Annotated in this window: 19 protein-coding genes and 1 pseudogene; 10 read left to right on the top strand and 10 right to left on the bottom strand. The window is 55.6% G+C overall.

The features are described from left to right. The 4 genes and pseudogenes from ACK4IR_RS00980 to cobT form a co-directional block, all read left to right on the top strand. Positions 1 to 274 (top strand): annotated as a pseudogene (locus ACK4IR_RS00980) (hypothetical protein); the annotation flags it as partial. Positions 275 to 533: 259 nt separating this feature from the next. Further along, positions 534 to 641: a HepT-like ribonuclease domain-containing protein gene (locus ACK4IR_RS00975; protein WP_409871403.1), complete on the top strand. Its 108-nt coding sequence runs from the start codon at positions 534 to 536 to the stop codon at positions 639 to 641. A gap of 12 nt (positions 642 to 653) precedes the next feature. After that, positions 654 to 1,424 (top strand): peptidoglycan editing factor PgeF, encoded by a 771-nt coding sequence (gene pgeF, locus ACK4IR_RS00970; protein ID WP_409871390.1) that lies wholly within the window; start codon positions 654 to 656, stop codon positions 1,422 to 1,424. After that, positions 1,421 to 2,527, top strand: coding sequence for a nicotinate mononucleotide-dependent phosphoribosyltransferase CobT (gene cobT, locus ACK4IR_RS00965; protein WP_409871388.1), 1,107 nt, complete (start codon positions 1,421 to 1,423; stop codon positions 2,525 to 2,527). Before pgeF ends, cobT begins: the two co-directional genes overlap by 4 nt. Here the strand turns inward: cobT and ACK4IR_RS00960 are convergent. The 8 genes from ACK4IR_RS00960 to ACK4IR_RS00925 form a co-directional block, all read right to left on the bottom strand. Continuing rightward, positions 2,494 to 3,435 (bottom strand): metal-binding protein, encoded by a 942-nt coding sequence (locus ACK4IR_RS00960; protein ID WP_409871385.1) that lies wholly within the window; start codon positions 3,433 to 3,435, stop codon positions 2,494 to 2,496. The genes cobT and ACK4IR_RS00960 overlap by 34 nt on opposite strands. Before the next feature lie 42 nt (positions 3,436 to 3,477). After that, the gene (locus ACK4IR_RS00955; protein WP_409871382.1) at positions 3,478 to 5,268 is read right to left on the bottom strand and encodes a serine/threonine-protein kinase; all 1,791 of its coding nucleotides are present in this window, start codon (positions 5,266 to 5,268) and stop codon (positions 3,478 to 3,480) included. 94 nt (positions 5,269 to 5,362) lie between these two features. Then, positions 5,363 to 6,163, bottom strand: a complete 801-nt coding sequence (locus ACK4IR_RS00950) for a tetratricopeptide repeat protein (RefSeq protein ID WP_409871380.1) — start codon at positions 6,161 to 6,163, stop codon at positions 5,363 to 5,365. Positions 6,164 to 6,200: 37 nt separating this feature from the next. Next, positions 6,201 to 6,683: a 2Fe-2S iron-sulfur cluster-binding protein gene (locus ACK4IR_RS00945; protein WP_409871377.1), complete on the bottom strand. Its 483-nt coding sequence runs from the start codon at positions 6,681 to 6,683 to the stop codon at positions 6,201 to 6,203. Positions 6,684 to 6,739: 56 nt separating this feature from the next. Then, positions 6,740 to 7,411: a V4R domain-containing protein gene (locus ACK4IR_RS00940; RefSeq protein WP_409871374.1), complete on the bottom strand. Its 672-nt coding sequence runs from the start codon at positions 7,409 to 7,411 to the stop codon at positions 6,740 to 6,742. A gap of 56 nt (positions 7,412 to 7,467) precedes the next feature. Further along, positions 7,468 to 7,953: a phycobilisome protein gene (locus tag ACK4IR_RS00935; protein WP_409871372.1), complete on the bottom strand. Its 486-nt coding sequence runs from the start codon at positions 7,951 to 7,953 to the stop codon at positions 7,468 to 7,470. Between the two features lie 9 nt (positions 7,954 to 7,962). Further along, positions 7,963 to 8,538 carry a hypothetical protein gene (locus ACK4IR_RS00930; protein WP_409871369.1) on the bottom strand — a complete coding sequence of 192 codons (576 nt, stop codon included), beginning with the start codon at positions 8,536 to 8,538 and terminating at the stop codon, positions 7,963 to 7,965. Beyond that, entirely contained in the window at positions 8,519 to 9,256 is a 738-nt protein-coding gene (locus tag ACK4IR_RS00925) for a V4R domain-containing protein (protein WP_409871367.1), read from the bottom strand. Before ACK4IR_RS00925 ends, ACK4IR_RS00930 begins: the two co-directional genes overlap by 20 nt. 328 nt (positions 9,257 to 9,584) lie before the next feature. Between ACK4IR_RS00925 and ACK4IR_RS00920 the strand changes: the two genes are divergently transcribed. Both ACK4IR_RS00920 and larC read left to right on the top strand, forming a co-directional pair. Then, positions 9,585 to 9,947, top strand: a complete 363-nt coding sequence (locus ACK4IR_RS00920; protein ID WP_409871365.1) for an MGMT family protein — start codon at positions 9,585 to 9,587, stop codon at positions 9,945 to 9,947. A 94-nt stretch (positions 9,948 to 10,041) separates the two neighbouring features. Beyond that, complete coding sequence (larC, locus tag ACK4IR_RS00915; protein ID WP_409871362.1) at positions 10,042 to 11,235, top strand: nickel pincer cofactor biosynthesis protein LarC; 1,194 nt, start codon at positions 10,042 to 10,044, stop codon at positions 11,233 to 11,235. On the opposite strand, the gene ACK4IR_RS00910 is transcribed toward larC, so the two are convergent. Continuing rightward, positions 11,227 to 11,445 (bottom strand): Hfq-related RNA-binding protein, encoded by a 219-nt coding sequence (locus tag ACK4IR_RS00910; protein WP_409871359.1) that lies wholly within the window; start codon positions 11,443 to 11,445, stop codon positions 11,227 to 11,229. The genes larC and ACK4IR_RS00910 overlap by 9 nt on opposite strands. A 28-nt stretch (positions 11,446 to 11,473) precedes the next feature. Here ACK4IR_RS00910 and dapF point away from each other — a divergent pair, with 28 nt between their 5' ends. From dapF to ACK4IR_RS00890, 4 genes are read left to right on the top strand one after another with little or no spacing between them, the layout of a single operon-like run. Next, positions 11,474 to 12,334, top strand: a complete 861-nt coding sequence (gene dapF / locus ACK4IR_RS00905; RefSeq protein WP_409871357.1) for a diaminopimelate epimerase — start codon at positions 11,474 to 11,476, stop codon at positions 12,332 to 12,334. Between the two features lie 7 nt (positions 12,335 to 12,341). Next, a complete protein-coding gene (locus ACK4IR_RS00900) occupies positions 12,342 to 13,244 on the top strand; it encodes a vWA domain-containing protein (RefSeq protein WP_409871355.1) in 903 nt (300 codons plus the stop codon). Positions 13,245 to 13,253: 9 nt separating this feature from the next. Then, complete coding sequence (locus tag ACK4IR_RS00895; RefSeq protein ID WP_409871352.1) at positions 13,254 to 13,973, top strand: peptidase; 720 nt, start codon at positions 13,254 to 13,256, stop codon at positions 13,971 to 13,973. Further along, the gene (locus ACK4IR_RS00890; protein ID WP_409871349.1) at positions 13,966 to 15,081 is read left to right on the top strand and encodes a DUF819 domain-containing protein; all 1,116 of its coding nucleotides are present in this window, start codon (positions 13,966 to 13,968) and stop codon (positions 15,079 to 15,081) included. The genes ACK4IR_RS00895 and ACK4IR_RS00890 overlap by 8 nt, the downstream gene beginning before the upstream one ends. On the opposite strand, the gene ACK4IR_RS00885 is transcribed toward ACK4IR_RS00890, so the two are convergent. Further along, a complete protein-coding gene (locus ACK4IR_RS00885; protein WP_409871346.1) occupies positions 15,073 to 16,392 on the bottom strand; it encodes a class I SAM-dependent methyltransferase in 1,320 nt (439 codons plus the stop codon). The two genes, ACK4IR_RS00890 and ACK4IR_RS00885, sit on opposite strands and share 9 nt — an antisense overlap. Positions 16,393 to 16,442: the final 50 nt, after the last annotated feature.

Below are 16,442 nucleotides of genomic sequence, written 5' to 3'. Positions count from 1 at the left end.
GTTGCGACAGGAACATCCGCTTGAGGTGGCTTATGCCACGGTGCATCGGATTGTGGCCTATGAATTGAAAGCCAAGTTGACAGTACCTCGTCCTCGCCATCAACAGCAGGCGCAAGGGGCACCAGAAGACTTGAAAAAAACTCCCTCTCCTCCTCCCAGTCTTGCAAGCAGTCGTGGGTTCTCAGCAGCGGCTGCGCTACTTTTCTTAAGACGAGAGTCGCTGGGGACTGCTTACACTCACAGTACGGAGAGTGACCTTGTGCCCAGAGGATGAAGTGGCCACACCTGTGTTTCAACCCCCTGACACCCCTGAGGTGAATTCCATTGAGCGGTTGTGGCAGCATCTGCGAGCGGCATTGGCATGGTAGTCCTTTGAGACACTTGACGCGCTGCGGCAGAAGCTACAAGATGTATTGTCACAGATGACGTTGGGAGTTGTTCATTACTCAGACTCTGTTAGCGCTATCTTCACATTGAATTGGTATGAGCTATAGCCGCAAATTCCGTGGCGACAAATGTGAGGCAGGCGAAACATTACAATAAATGAGTATTTTCAAGTCGATTTATCCATTGTTTGGGAAACAATGCAGTCTGATTTACCAGCTTTGTATAGTAGCTTGAAAGCATTGATACGGTGCTGATCCAATCTGACAATGTGGCACTGGCAAACCACTGACCTTGGGCGCTTTCTCACCTGCGATCTCTTGCAGGGGTTTCCCCATGGGTTTTTTACTCGCGATTGGCAAGGGCAAGACCTCAACACCCTCACCGCCGCCTTAGGAACAACGGCAATACCGCTGCGGACACAACAGGTGCATGGCGATCGCGTGGTCTTAGGTGCGGAAGTGCTCACCAAGGATGAACGCTTAGAAGCCGATGCCCTTGTGGCTACAGGGTCGGGTCAAGCGCTGTGGGTTTGTAGTGCCGACTGTGTCCCCTTGTTGATTGCCGATGTGGCCACCGGGCGGGTGGCAGCTATTCATGCGGGGTGGCGGGGGACAGCCCTCCAAATCTCCCAGGCTACGCTCCGGCGGATGCAAGCCCTAGGCAGTGATCTGGCGGATTTACGAATTGCCATGGGGCCGGCCATTGGCGGTGAAGCCTATCAGGTGGGGCTGAATGTGGCTCGTGCCTTAGGGCAGACCATTCTTGAGGGCGTAACAGAGACCACCGGCCGCGATGATCTCTACCAACGTTTTGCTGCCCTAGATCCGGCGGTGATCTTTCTTGACCCTGATCCTGAGCGGGTGCGGGTGGACGTGGCACGGGTCAATCGTTTGCAATTGTTGCGATGGGGGCTAAGGGATGAGCAGATTGCCCTACCGCCGTACTGCACATTTCGCGATGCAGCGTTCTTTTTTTCCTATCGCCGTGAACACCGCAAGCAGGTGCAGTGGTCGGGGATTGTCAGTGATCTGCGATGATCGGCATTGCAACGGGTGAGGCCGTGGCAAGATCATGGGGCGATCGCTACCGCTGCTCCCAAGACCTGCCTGCCTTTGTCTGTGTGCTCGGCTTTACGGAAACCGCGTTGATTCCGGGCATCTCGGCGGCGGGTCAAAGCCCCAGCGATCGCCGGCGCACCGCCTTGGCCGATGGCGAGTTCCTGCTGCGGGGCATTCAACCCCACTACCACTATCCGCTGCCACCCCTGACGGCGGGCGCCTCCCCTGCGCTCATTAGTCGTGCCCTCAGTGAGGCTTTGGCGTTGCCCCTCTACGTCTTTGATGCCGGGCTACCCTTACCGCGTCTGCCGGAGATGATTGACCTAGGGGGTGCACCGGCGCGCTGCCTCACCACGGGTCAGGCCATGACACGGCAAATGGTGGCGCACCTCTGGGAACAGGGATGGTCTTGGGGGACTAAGCTCAGCCGCCAATACCCGTGGCTGATTCTGGCCGAATGTGTGGTGGGTGGCACCACCACTGCCTTGGCCCTCTGTGAAAGTCTGGGGATTGTTGCTCGCGATTGTGTGGGCAGTAGCCACCGCCAGAGTAACCATGAGCAAAAGTGGCAACTGGTGCAACGGGGGCTTGCCCATCTCCCTGCTGCTGCGGATCCTTTTGCCTGTGTTGCAGCGATTGGCGATCCAATGCAGGTGGTGGTTGCGGCTATGGCTCTGCGGGCCAGTCAAACCTGTGGCGTTTTGCTGGCGGGGGGATCCCAAATGATGGCGGTCTATGCCCTGGCACGGGCGATCGCCCGCTGGCGTCAGCTTCCTTGGTATCCCGAACAGATTGTGGTGGGCACCACCCGTTGGCTCCTTGAAGACCAAACGGCTCAAATTCAGCGGTTGAGCCGGCGGGTTCGCTGCCCCGTTATTTACACGCGGCTTGACTTTAGTTCCTCTCGTCATCCTGCCCTGCGAGCCTATGAACAGGGATTTGTCAAGGAAGGCGTGGGGGCGGGGGGCTGCGCCGTTGCTGCCCATCTGCTGGCGGGCTGGAGCAATTCAGAGATGGTGGGCATTATTGACGGGTTGGCCGATCGCTATCAGGCCGCCGGCGGTTCACTCATGGCCAATTGACAGGCCGCCAGACTGGCACGACTGTACATCTGCTCGAGGGTGGCCATTAACTGCGCCACTTCAGCCGGCACCTCGTGGGGAAAGGGGGGCAATACTGAAAGCACCCCATGGGGTTGACCGCTAGGGACGAGCACCACCAGCTCTGGGGGTAAAGGCTGACGATATTGGCAAAAGGTGGCATCGGTTTGCGGCGGCTCATAGGCCGGGGGCGGGGTAGGCGCAATGGCGGTCGTGGTCGTTGCCCGATAGGGGCGCAGCCGCTGGAGAATCTCCTCTTTGGTTTTACCCCGCAATTGAAAGAGTAAAAAGGGGTCTTCGTTGAAGTACTGTCCCAGCAAGTAATAGACGGCGCCGATATGTTTGCAGGGATTTACCGGGTCAGGGCAATTGCAGCGGCTGTGGATGTCAAATTTGGTAAAGGGAAATAAACTCAGTCCGGCTTGGGTGAAGACCTCTTCAATACTGGGGGGTAGCTCACCGGCAAGGAGCTTCGCGGCATAGAAAGCTTTTTGGGCCATGCCGTCAATGACATACTGCCATTGTTCCTCACTAAAGGCGTCGAGATGCAGTTTGACGTGGTAGGGTTCGGGAGCTGTGCCTTGCACTTGGGCATGGACTTGGTTGCCCTTGAATTCCAACGTGAGAACCCGTCCTTCGCGCACATAATTGCGTGCCCGCTCTAGCCGTCGGCGCCAGCCAAAGGACTCCAGGACGCCAATCCAGCGTTCACTCCACCAATGTTGACGCCCTTGGGCATGGTCGCGATCGCCCCCCGCCACCTCAACGATGGGTTCAGCGGCCACCGTTGTCCCCGTTTCCTCAAGGATCGGCGACGGGGATTGCTGCTTTTGCTTTCGTTTAAGACTGGCGGCTTTGCGGGTAATTTTGAGAATCTGGGGCTGTTTCATGGGCTACCTCCCACGGCTATTTCTTCATCATAGGCTGCTGGCCTAAAGGATGAGGTCAATTGGCCATGTGGTAATGTCCCATGTTTGCAACAGATACTCATTGTGGTGGCGACGAATCAACCAAAGGTGGCGATCGCCCGTAAAGCCGAGGCCGTAGATCTCCTGTTCACTTTCAGCTGCACCGACAATTTCACCGCTGTGGGCAACTAAATTCAAACGATGGCGACCCGCCACCACATAGCCCCAAGGCGTGGCACAGAGAAATTGGGGACGAAACTGTAGCCCCAAGCGTTGAACCCGCCAAGGTCGCAAATGTAAAAGCACCAACAGCGGTTGCTGCGGATGATCCTCAAACGCCGCCACTTGCCATCGCCGCTGCCAGGCGGGGGTAAACAATGTCAGGTGGACAGGGAGTTGGGTGGATACTTGCCAGTGGCCTCGGCGGTCAAAGAGTTGAAAAGAGGTGGTGGCATGCTCCGCCTCAGGATGTTGCGATCGACTAATCACCACCCCATAGCGACGGTTCAGCAGGAGAGTATCCACAAAAGTCCGTCCCTGCCATTGACAGCGGAGGGTGCGCTGCCCTTGGCCATTCATCAATTGAAGGTGGAGCTGCAATTGCCCGCCAGCAGGATCAATCTCGGTTTCGACACACCAGTAACCACCGGCATCAACGGTTAATCGGTTCAGGGCAGAGTGAAGACGACAGCCTAGGGGGATAAGTCGGTCATGAATGCCGAAAAGCTGCGGTGGCAGCCCGTTGATTTGCAGCCAAGCCCTCACCTCACCGCCGTAGAGTCGAAGCGGCAACGGGGGTAGCGGCCACTGCCCCATCTCTTCTGGCCCTGTCTCCCTAACTTGCCAAGCCCAGAGGCGATCGCCCACCACCCCATAGAACCCAGTGGCCGTGCTGGCAACCTGTTGGGGCGGCATCCGCAAAGAGTAGCCTTGGGGTTCCTCAAGCCTAACCGCCGCCGCAGACTTGGAAAACAAGAGTGGCTGCTCATGACGCTCGGCCGTGACCACCTCTAGGGCTAATTGAACGGCCATGGTCATTTCCGCTGCACTTTTATACCGTCGCTGCGGGAGTTTATCCAAGGCTTTGGTGAGGATGCGCCGCACCAGAAAGGGCAGTCCTTCAGGGAGTGTATAGGGGCGGCTGAGGTGGGCAGTCATGAGTTCGGCAGGCGTGCCGTGGAAGGGGCGATCGCCCACGATCATTTCGTACAGGAGAATCCCCACGGCATAGAGATCCGAAGCGGGCATCGTTTGACCATAAAAACGCTCCGGAGCCATATAGGCAGGGGATCCCGTTTGACCGCTGCCCTTGACCTCCTCAATGAGGCGCGCCACACCAAAATCCGACACCTTGGCCCGCCAGCCCGTAGGAGTCATCTCTAGGAGGATATTTTCCGGTTTGAGATCGCAGTGGAGAATGCCGCGGTGGTGGGCATAGGCCAAGGCTGCGAGAATGTCCAATGTTAGCTGCAGAGCTGTCATCAGGGGCAAGGCCTGTTCTTGATCCAAGAGCGATCGCAACGTCCCTCCTGCACAGTAGTCCATCACCACACTGCGGCTGGGTTGGGCGCTATGGCGCAAGGGAATGTAGTCAATGGCTTGCCAGCCCACCACATGGGGATGCTGTAGCGTCAGGAGAAAATTTAACTCCCGCAAAAAGCCACGGGTCAGCAATTGCCGCTCATTGAGTACCTTAATCGCCACCAGTTCACCCGACTCACGATTGACAGCCAAGTAAACTTGTCCATACTGGCCTTGACCGGCTAGATCCACCAGTCGGTAACGAGAGGTTTGGGCAGCACGAGCCGTGGCCAACAACGAGCCTCAACCATTAACGAAAAACATTTCTCAGAATGATTCGCGATCGCGCCCCTGTCAATGCAGAGTCGGCAGCAAAGTCAATCGTCCTCTAGGAGAAGAGGATTTCGAGGGGTACTTCTTTTTCGTCCTGTTCAATACTCCCCACTTCATGGATACGCTTGGCCAAATCCCGTGCCCGCTCATAACTGCTAATGTCCCCTTTCTCAAAGAACAGCTTCGCTGCCGTGCGCAGATCTTCCACTGCTCCCTTGCGATCGCCCAGGGTCGAGCGGGCAACACCCCGATTGTGGTAAGCCTTGGCATAGTTCTCATTAATGCGAATGGCTTCGGAGTAGTCGAGAATGGCTGCTTCAGCATCCCCAAGGCGTTGATGGGTCAGCCCACGATTGTAGTAGGCCTTGGCATGGCTGGGATCCACTTGGATGACTTGGGTATTTTTCTCAATCTGCCGCAGACAATCCAGCACTTCTTCAATTTGCTTTTGCTCTGTGTCGAGAATGCGGGTGTAGTCGTGGAGATCCCGTGCCCCTTGGTTGAGCTGCATCACCTGTTGCTGCACATCCTCAAGGCGATCGCCCACTTGGCCAAGGGCAAGGATGAGGTTGCCCAACTCTGATTGCTGTTGCCCTTGGGAAGCAACGAGTTCAGCAATTTGGGCATCCTTTTGAGCGATCAAGGCTTGGAACTTGTCATCCAGCTTTTTACGGCTCACTAAGTTTAAGCCCACCGCCAGCGAAAGGGGCAAAGGGGCGATCGCACTCAAAATCGCCTGTTGGGTCGCAGCCGCTGCTCCGGCCAACACAACGGTGAACCCCATAGCCCCCCATTCCAGAAGTTCTTGGCTCCGGCGGGATGGCATATCTTCGGAATTCAAACGACGGTCTTCCATAGGGTGCCTCCCTGAGGATAAAAAATGAAGTGGTTGGTTAGGCATCCGACGTATTGGCGAGATATTGCCCCACCTGCACTTGGGTATCTTTCAACTGCATAATCATCGTGCGGGTAATCAGCTTGCCCGCCTCCACTAAAACGCGGCCATCGAGGGGGTGCAAAATATCCTGCTCCGCCCGCCGCCCAATCAAGGACTCAATATCTTCAACCGCATTCACATACATCCCTGAGGGTAGCTCCACCACCACCCCTGGCCCCAGTACCCGTGCCTGACAGGCCAAGCGAGAGGTGGCATTCGCTGTTGTAATCACCTCAAGGGTGCGTTGCTCCCGCTTATTGATGGGGGAGAGGCTCTCCATCCCCTCTTTGATATAGACATGGCAGGTGGCACACAGTCCGCGCCCGCCACACTCCTTGAGCACATGGAGTTCAGAATCCAATAGAGCAGACAGCAAATTGTCGTTGGTATTAATCGTGGTTTCCCGCGAGATGGGTTCCAGTTTGACAACTTTGGCCACTGCTCTTTTCTCCTTTCAATGACGCATAGGGAGTTACTTTTGAATCATACTCATACTTAAGCGGCTTGAGTGCGACATAGCCGCTCCATAATCGTGTCATGATCCTGTCCCTCTTGCAGCCAAGCCTTGGCCGGTTCGACCCGCTCTCGCAGCCCCAAGACAAACAGGTTATTGGCTGCCCCTAGGGTTTCACAGGCGGTTTGCACGCAGTGCAGGTCACGCCCCGTCAGTTGGCTAAAGAAGGATTCTAAAATCCCCGCTTCAGCAGCACATTGGGGTTGACCCGTATTTTTGGGAGCTGCCGCCGCAAAGGGAGAGTCCCACGTTTTCACCACCAAAAAACCCTGCTGGTAGAAACTCACATCCAGATCAATGGTGCCCCAGCCGTGAGTCTTCCAGCATTCTTTAAGGCACAGGAGAAACTCTACCATTTCCATTTCCGCAAGGGGACGGCCATAGTACTCGCTGACATCTGCCACAAAGCGGCGATAAAAGTTCTTGCCCCACCAACGACCACAGTTAAAAAGCACTACGCCACTGGCCTGCCCCACTTCGTGATCTAGTCCGGCATAGATGGCCTGCAGCAAAATATCCGGTAGGGCAATCAGGCGGGCGCCTTTGCGGTTTTCAATGAGACCGGTTTCAAAATCCCCCTGAACGTAGGCATCAGCTGCATAGTAATTGCCGGGGATCACAGGGTCTTTAACCAAATCAGCAACGGAGATCATAGGACATCCTCATTCCTAGGCATGACAAGCAATTTCAGCAGACTTCCAATGCTAACCTAAGCGTGGACAGAGACCACCGCTGGCAAGCCCACAAGGGTGGCTTGGGCGTGATCCAATAGCGGCAAAATCAAATCCTGCTCGGTATCGGGGAGCATTTCCTTCAGACGGCCAGTGAGCAGCTCGTGGCAACTGCTCCATAGGGTCTGGGTTTGGTGGGCATGGATCACCTCCGTGAGCCACTCGAGAAGCCGATGCTGCAAAAACTCGGGATTATTCAGAAGCATTGCCATAGCGGCATAGCGCAGGAGGGCGATCGCTTGACGCAACACTTGCTCAAGGGTTTGGGGATTTTCGGTGGGATATTTCTTTTGCAAGGCGTCGGCCACGGGCTGAAAAATTTCAATTTCATGATCCCGCAGAAATTCATAGGTACTCAACCGCTGCTGGAGCGATTCGATGTGGTGGCGGAAGACTTTGATGTCCACATTGTTGAGGTAGTTTTCTTCGGCTTTGTAGTAGAGGTTCATTAATTCGGTGTGCATAGGGATCTCCTAAAACAGATTTGATAAGTCTGAGAGGGTAACTTGCGGTTCTACGGGGGGCAGTGGTGCGGGTTCTACTTTACTCACTTGGGCGATCGCCGGCTGACCGACCCAAGGCAGACTGGCACAGAAGTCTTTGACCGATAGGCGCCAGAGGGAGAGGTTCGGTTGAAGGGAAACGGCGTGCTCAGGATGGCCTTCCCAATTGAGTTGGCGGAAAAAAGTTTCAACAGACCATGCTGCCCAAGGAGTGGCAGGGGCAGCAGCCGGGGGAGCCACAATTTCTCCCTCTGGAGGGGCTGAGAGGGCAGGCAAGATGACCCCAATCCCTTCCCAGTTCATGCGGCCAAAGAAATCTTTGACACGGTAGCTTGGCCATTCTGTGGGACTCGTGGGGGCGATCGCCCCTTTCACCTCAAGACCCAGCCAGTTGACCCGCTGCCAAAATTCACCAACTTTCAGGGATTGCCAATTGAATACCAGAGCTTCCGCCAGCGGCTGCGGGCGCCATAAGCCCAGCCAGTTTAGTTCCTCAAAGAATTCAGCAACGGCCTGCTGTTGCCAATTACCGTTTAGGTTTTTCATAGACCAGTTCTCCACTGCGGAGACGTTTTTCAATGTCCTTGGCGGAGGCTCCTTCGTTTTGCCAAAAGGCGGCCGCATCAATGCGCTCCTGCTTGCCGAGCAGGAATTTGCAATAGGTTTCTCCCATAGCGTAGCACTGGATTTCAATACAACTGAGTTCTTTGTGAATCAGGCCACTGAAGAAACCGGCAAAGAGTCCTGCATAGAGGTGGCACACGGGTCGACCCACATCCCCCAAGGTACGCGCCACCACTGAGTCAAAGATGTTGATGAACATGAAGCCATGTTTTTGCTCGCTGAGATCCACTTCCCAGTTGCCCCAGCCTTGGGTTGTGCAGGGCCACCACCAAGCTTCAAGAACGTAGGGGAGCCGCATCTGCTTGATCCCCTGCTCATAGCCATATTCGCTGGGAAACCACTCAGCAAAAAACTGGGCATCGCGCCGTCCCCATTCTTCACCAATTTTGTACATGACGACGCTGGAGGCAGGGCCGACTTCCTCTTCCAGACCTTCAATGAGGCCAATGATGAAATCTTCGGTGACTAGGAGGTTGCGGGCATGATTCCAATCGGTGTAGGTACCGCGATCGCTATCGAAGTGAAAGAAGTCCCAAAAAGCGTAGTGATGGTGGCGTTTGGGGTATTTTTTGCGCAGCAAGTGGTTCACATCAAAACGACTGTTGGAGGAAACTGGGGGTCGGGGACTCGTCGTGGTCATAGGGCGACTCCATCGAATAGTACGAAAAATATTGATAAAGACAAGTAGGAACTCAAATCATGGGACTAATCGTCCAAAGAGAATGATTTAGCAGAAACTCTTAAGACTTCAGGACAAGGCACAAAATTCTATCCTCTCTATCCTCCCCCGTCTCGCTGTTGCTGCTTAAATCATGACGGATTTAGCTTTTAGTGAGCAGTTGTTCTTAATTGAATTTAGTAATCCTGTTACTACCCTTAATGTTTAATCTAGGAGGTTCGTTTTGATGCTTTCCTCCGTAGGAATACGGATTTAGAGGGGTTAAATGTGGTCTAAAGTATAAAGTCTTATGAAGATGAACACACAGGTACTGACGTTGCGCCAAAAAATTTATTGGCTAGTGAAGCAAATTCCCGTAGGGTGTGTTGCGACGTATGGGCAAATTGCCGCACTGTGTGGTTGGCCGCGTCATGCGCGCTATGTGGGCTATGCTCTCTATCAAGTGGCACCCAACTCTGATATTCCGTGGCACCGTGTGGTCAATGCCCAAGGCAAAATTTCCTATGCCCCCCACCGCCAAGGAACGGATGAATTGCAGCGCTGGCGCCTAGAGGCAGAGGGGATTATTTTTGAGGCGGGCGATCGCATTAACCTGAGGCGCTACCAGTGGCAACCGTCGGTTATCGTTGATGACCAGTTGATCTCTACATAAAATTCAGCGAGAGGGCAAGTCCCCGCGAAGGTTCGCTCACTGTATTGCCCCTTGTTACCATAGTTCTTAATGCTGCTGCACCTGTGAGTTTGCTATGACGGTTGCCTATTTTGACTGCGCTGCTGGTGTGGCGGGGGATATGTGCTTGGGTGCCCTCCTTGATCTGGGGGTTCCCCTCGACTATCTCCAAGGCCAATTGGCAAAGCTCGGGATTGCCGATGAGTTTGAGTTAACTGTTGAAACCGTCCGGCGCCAAGGACAGCGGGGCCTAAAAGCACAGGTGCATGTGCGCGATCGCTCCTGCCATCGCCATTGGCCGCAGATTGCCCAGCAAATTCAAGCTGCCCACCTCCCCGATCGCGCCTGTCACTGGAGCCTTCGGGTTTTTGAAGCCTTGGCCATTGCTGAGGGAGCCGTGCACAGCATTGAGCCAGAACAAGTGCATTTCCATGAAGTGGGGGCGGTGGATGCCCTCGTGGATATTGTCGGCACCTGTTTGGGGTTAGACTATCTCGATGTTAGCCACATCTACTGCTCGGCGCTGCCCACCGGGGGTGGAACGGTCAAAGCAGCCCATGGTCAACTGCCGGTACCCGTCCCTGCGGTCTTGCAACTGTGCCAAATGTACGGCGTTCCCCTCTACAGCAACGGCATTGCAAAAGAACTGGTCACGCCTACCGGGGCCGCCCTTGTTTGTGCCCTAAGTGAGGGCTTTGGTGCCCCGCCGCCGATGATCTTGAAACAGGTGGGCTTAGGCGCCGGCAGTCAAGAGTTGCCCCTGCCAAATCTCCTGCGTCTTTGGTTAGGAACGCTGCCGAACTCAGCCGAACCCACAACCGCAACAACCATTGTCGAACTGCAAACCCAACTGGATGACATGACACCCCAAGCCCTCAGCTATACCCTCGAACAACTCTATGCTGCGGGGGCTGTTGAGGTGTTTTCTCAACCCATTACGATGAAAAAGTCCCGCCTAGGGGTTTTGCTCACGGTGCTGTGTCCCCCCAGTGCCGAGGCTGCCTGTGTCCAGTCCCTTTTTCAGGAAACCACAACGCTGGGGCTGCGGCGACAGGTGCAGGAGCGCTACATCCTCGAACGGCAAATTAAGACTATCGCCACACCCTTTGGCGAGGTACGGGTTAAGGTAGCGGAACAGCAAGGACGGCGCTTCAACGTCCAACCCGAATACGAAGACTGTGCTGCCTTGGCTCGGCAACATCAGCAACCCTGGCAGGTGGTCTATCAGGAGGCCTTGGCGTTGGCCTTGCAGCGATGGCCTTTAAGCTAGCTTGGGTTTAATAAAGACAATGGCCTGCTTCCAAATAATCGTCGGCTGATCGTAGTGATCCATAATGCAGAGGCAATTTGCATCCTGCCAGCGCACCTTGCCGACGACCAGATCACTGGTGCTGAGCTTGACTTCAACCTCGGTGCTATCTTTAATGAAGGTCTGCAACTGGCGAACGCTGGGCAGAGCCGTATTGAATTCGTCGGTCATAGGTTTCCCTCTCGTACTTTTCAATTCTATGAGCCTATCTTTTCAGAAATACCAGGGGTTAGGTAACGATTTCCTCATTATTGACAATCGCTATCAGGAAGAGTTACTCCTTACCCCTGAGGAGGCGCGGCGCTGGTGCGATCGCCATTTTGGCGTGGGCGCCGATGGCGTCATCTTTTTGCTGTCAGGCAGCGGGGATACCGACTACCGCATGCGGATGTACAACGCCGACGGCTCGGTGGCGGAAATGTGTGGCAACGGCATTCGCTGTTTGGCCAAGTTTATTTTTGCCCTCGAGGGGCGCTCTAGCGGTGAAACTGTTCGCTACCGCATTGACACCCCTGCCGGTCTGATGGTACCCGAGGTACAGGCCGATGGTCAGGTGACGGTGGACATGGGCAAACCGCAACTTTTGGCGCAGCAGATTCCCACCACCTTGGCAGCCGCCGATCAAAAGGTGATTGAGGTTCCGCTGACGGTGGGCGATCGCCGGTGGCAGGTAACGTGTGTGAGTATGGGGAATCCCCACTGTGTCACGTTTGTGGAAGAGGTCGCGGCGGTTGATCTGGCCACCCTTGGCCCGCAGTTTGAGCATCACCCCGCTTTTCCGCAGCGCACCAATACCGAATTTGTGCAAGTCCTCGGGAGCGATCGCCTGCGGATGCGTGTCTGGGAGCGGGGAGCCGGTATGACCCTTGCCTGTGGAACCGGCGCCTGTGCCACGTTGGTAGCTGCTGTTTTGACCCATCGCCTCAGTCCTGTGGGCGATCAAGCCCAAGCCACGGTTGAACTGCCGGGGGGAAATCTCCATATCCGTTGGGAGTTACCTAGCCAACATCTGTATATGACCGGGCCTGCCCTCGCAGTCTTTAGCGGTACCCTGCCCTAGGTGAGCTATGAGCCGTCGGCGACAACTGTGGTATTACCCGCTTTTTCAGATTCCCCTCATTCTCTTTATTGGCTGTGTCCTCCTGGCGCTGCTCTTTTCATTGTTGAATTGGGGACGCCCTAGTGTGGCGGTGGTGCTCTCCCTTGATCTTAGTGGCAGTACGTTTGGCAATAATCCGTTGCAATTTAATCAACCGCAAACGGTGATGGCGCAGCAGGTGATGGCGGCCAAGCTCTACTTGCAGCGTAACCGACGGGAGCTGGAGAATCCCAATGAGGTCATGATCCACGGCTTTGGCCGCAATGTAGTGTTTCTCACCCCCCGCTTTGAAACCAATAGCGATCTCCTGCTCACCCAACTGGATCAGGCCCTCAATCGCAGTGATTTGCTCGCCCAAGTGGATTCCACGGCAACCAATCTTTCGGGGGCGATCGCCATGGCCACCCAACAACTGCAACAGATTCCCAATCGCTGCCGCGAACTGCTGTTGATTACCGATGGGGAAGCATCCGTGGATGCGGGGGTTGTGGCCCATGCTCGCCAACAGCGAGTGAAAATCAATGCCATTGTGGTCGGGGATCATGCCCCCCAACTGGCTGCCGCCACCCAAGCAACCGGTGGGCAATACCGCTCTGCCCCCGTGGCCATTCTCGAAGAATTGGTGGGTCAAGCCTTTTTTGAAAGCTTCAACAGCAACGCCCGCTGGCCGATCTTTTGGGGCGGCATGGCCGTCGTTTGTTTCATGTGGCTTTTGGTCTTGCCCTTGGATCGCTGGGTGTTGCAGGGGTGGTTGCATCTGCCCATGAATTTGGCCGGTCAAATGGCCTTGCTCAATGCCTTTTTCTGGACGGTGGTCATTCCCCTCATTCTCTGGCGCTTGCCGGGCTGGCCCTTTGTGCAGACCTGTTGAGGAGCAAGCATGAAGCGTCACCGCTGCATCTGGGTGTGGGTGGTTGCCCTAGGACTGATACTCAGCAGGACCCCAGGGAATTGGGAGTCCTTAGCAGGTACAGCAAACCTGACGCGCCAGAATATCCAATTGCCAGCGGCAGTGCACTATCCGCTCCCCCCTTCCTTAGCCCGCATCCCTCCTCAAGGGGAGGATTATTTTGATGAGGTGCAACCCGTAGAGGTGGGCTATCTGCTGTGGACGGAGTTCCCGATTACCGTTGCCATCGAACCGCCACAGTGGGATCCAAACCAGGTGTGGCAACGAGCAGCAGAGCAGGCAATACGGGAGTGGTCGGCTTATTTGCCCTTAAAAATTGTTGATCCCAGTGTGCCGGCGAATATCCGCCTCCTTTCGCAGCGACCGGCGACTTCAAACAACGGCCGTGCCCGCTTTGCGGAAACCCGCTATGAACTCTTTGTGGACAGCCAAGGGGTGTTGCGCCATCGCTGCCGGATTGTGGTGCGTCCCAGCCAAGCGCCCAAGTTTGTCCTTGCTGCCCTGCGCCATGAACTGGGTCATGCCCTTGGGATTTGGGGACATAGCCCTTGGCCGACCGATGCCCTCTATTTTGCCCAAGTGGCAGATCCGCCGCCAATCTCACAGCGGGATGTGAACACCCTACGGCGGGTCTATGAGCAACCCACACGGTTGGGACAGCGGCTGCCGGAGTGGACGCCCCATGGATGAATCCTTGACCCTGTGGGGCATTCTCTTGACACTGACGGCGCTGGGACTGTGGCTTGAGCATCGCTTTCGCTGGGCAGCACGCTTGGGGTCTGCGCCGATCATTTTGATCTTGGCAGCTCTCTGTGCCAATTTGGGCATCATTCCCCAGCGATCGCCGGTTTATGACACGATCTACGGCACGATTACCTCCTTGGCGATCGTCTGGCTGCTGCTGTGGGTGAATTTACAAGATGTGCGGCGCTTGGGGCGATCGGCGCTGTTGGCCTTTGGCCTTGCCACCTTTGGGACGTTGGTGGGCGCTCTTCTGGCGAGCCTGCTGTTCCACGGCCGGTTTCTGGGGGATACCCCCCGTTTGGCAGGAAGTTTGGCGGCCAGTTATATCGGCGGTAGCCTCAACTTTGTCGGGGTCGGGCGTGCCCTCAACCTTTCAGACTTGCTCTTTAGTGCCGCCACGGCAGCGGATAATCTCCTCACGGCCATTTGGCTGGCCACCACCCTGAGTCTGCCCTCCCTGCTGGCACGTGTCTATCCCCGCCGGGATGAGGGGGAAGTGGTTACCGTCACACCGCTGCCCACAACCTCGGCGATCGCCCCCCTGGATTTAGCCATTCTCCTTAGCTTGGCGGTGGCCGTCTTGGTGCTGTCCACGGCCCTGAATCAATGGTGGCCGCTGATTCCCACGGTGGTCTGGCTCACCACCCTCAGCTTGGCGGTGGCGCAATTTCAGTGGACGCGCTATTTGCGGGGTACGGGCGCCCTAGGGATGTTTGGCCTCAACCTCTTTTTCACGGTAATCGGTGCCGGTACCCATGTGCCCTCCCTGCTGCCTGTGGGTCTGGAAATAATTCTTTTTACTGCTGTGATTGTCTTTACCCACGGTCTTGTTACCTTTAGCCTTGGGGCACTCCTGAAGCTGGATGTGGAACTCATTGCCCTTGCCTCCCAAGCAGCCATCGGCGGGCCAACCACCGCCATTGCCCAGGCAACCGGTCGGCATCAGCCCCGCTTAATGGGTGTCGGGATTACCTTGGGACTGCTCGGCTACGCGATCGCCAACTATGCGGGACTGGCCCTTGCTCAAGTGCTTAGCTGGATGGGTCTAGGGTAGGCTGACCAAGACGAACAAGCTCAATTCCAAGCGGGTCAAGAGGGCTTGCAGTTGTTGCCGGGCAACTTTTGGCTCAATGGGTTCTAGGGTGACCGGGTCAAGGGGTGCCAAGTGTTGATAGCGATCCCACAACGCCGGAAAGGGCAAGGGGCCTTCAAAGAGGGGCAGCAGCGTGGCCAAACCAAGGGGATCCACATAGGTGGGAGCCGGACTGGAGAAGGACAAAAACGTGCCCAAATCCACAATCATGCGATCCTTCAGGTACCCCAGCCACTTTTCCCGAATGCTTTCCGTACGCAGTTGCGGATGCAGATAAATCGTACTTTGATCCCACTGCTCCTCAGACCATTCCCCTAAGTCGGGCAGCGCTGCGCGCGGTTGCAGACTACACCAGAAATCCAAAAGGCGATGTACGGGATGCAGCAGCTCATACATCTCCAACTGCACCGACAGCGGCACACCGGGTAAGCTCAGCGCCAAAAAGGTAGGTAGGTTGTCCGGGTCTTTGAAGAGATCTACCGGATTCCAGTGGCGCCAGTTGACCATGGAAATAAATTCCAGACCGGCGGCCTCTAGGTATTGAAAAAGCTGGGGAATCGTGCTGCCTTTATCCCCCACCATTAAATGATTCACCAAGAGGGTTTCATTGCTGTCCTCCTGTTCGTAGCGGGGGTTCCAGGTGCGGGCTTTGAGATCCACGCCATCTTTGAGTTCTTTCATGATCTCGCGGACGATCTCCATCTCCATTTCTTCGGGATTGTCGTCCATTAGACCCATCAGCTTAAAGAGATTTTGCGCCCGAAAGTAGGGGAAGCGTTGCAGCGCACTGTGGAGATTGGCTCGCAGAATTCCCGCCGGTGTGAGGGCGCTTTTAAGGGCCTTAAGGCCTTCGACGGGATCCGGAAGCAGATACAAGACTTCGTCACAGTTAATGTAATCAAACTGCTGCCCCCAATCGGGCAAGTCTAAGATGGACCGGACTTCAAAATGGGCGTTGTCAACACCGTGAAACTTTAACCGCTCCGCTGCCAACTTTACGGATTCAGGGGAGAGGTCAATGCCGACAATTTCCGCGCCGGGGTTGGCGATCGCCAGCACCAAGGACTTATAGCCTGTGCCACACCCGGCATCGAGAATCCGCCGCCCCTTTGTTTCAGACACCCGATGATCTCGCCGATAAAAGGCAGTGACCAAATCGTGGACAAAAAGCACATTGGGGTCATCCTTGGGGGTTTTCTCAATAGGAATCCGCGGATAGGGGCCGTAGTCAAACTGGCGGCGAACTTTCTCTAGCTCATCGGTAGCAGCCATTCCTTTCTCCAAAGCGCTTATTTCTTTGTCAAATTGATACTACAGAATGA

The organism is Thermosynechococcus sp. (genome assembly GCF_046299635.1).
Lineage (GTDB): Bacteria > Cyanobacteriota > Cyanobacteriia > Thermosynechococcales > Thermosynechococcaceae > Thermosynechococcus.
This window is presented reverse-complemented; position numbering and strand designations above follow the sequence as displayed.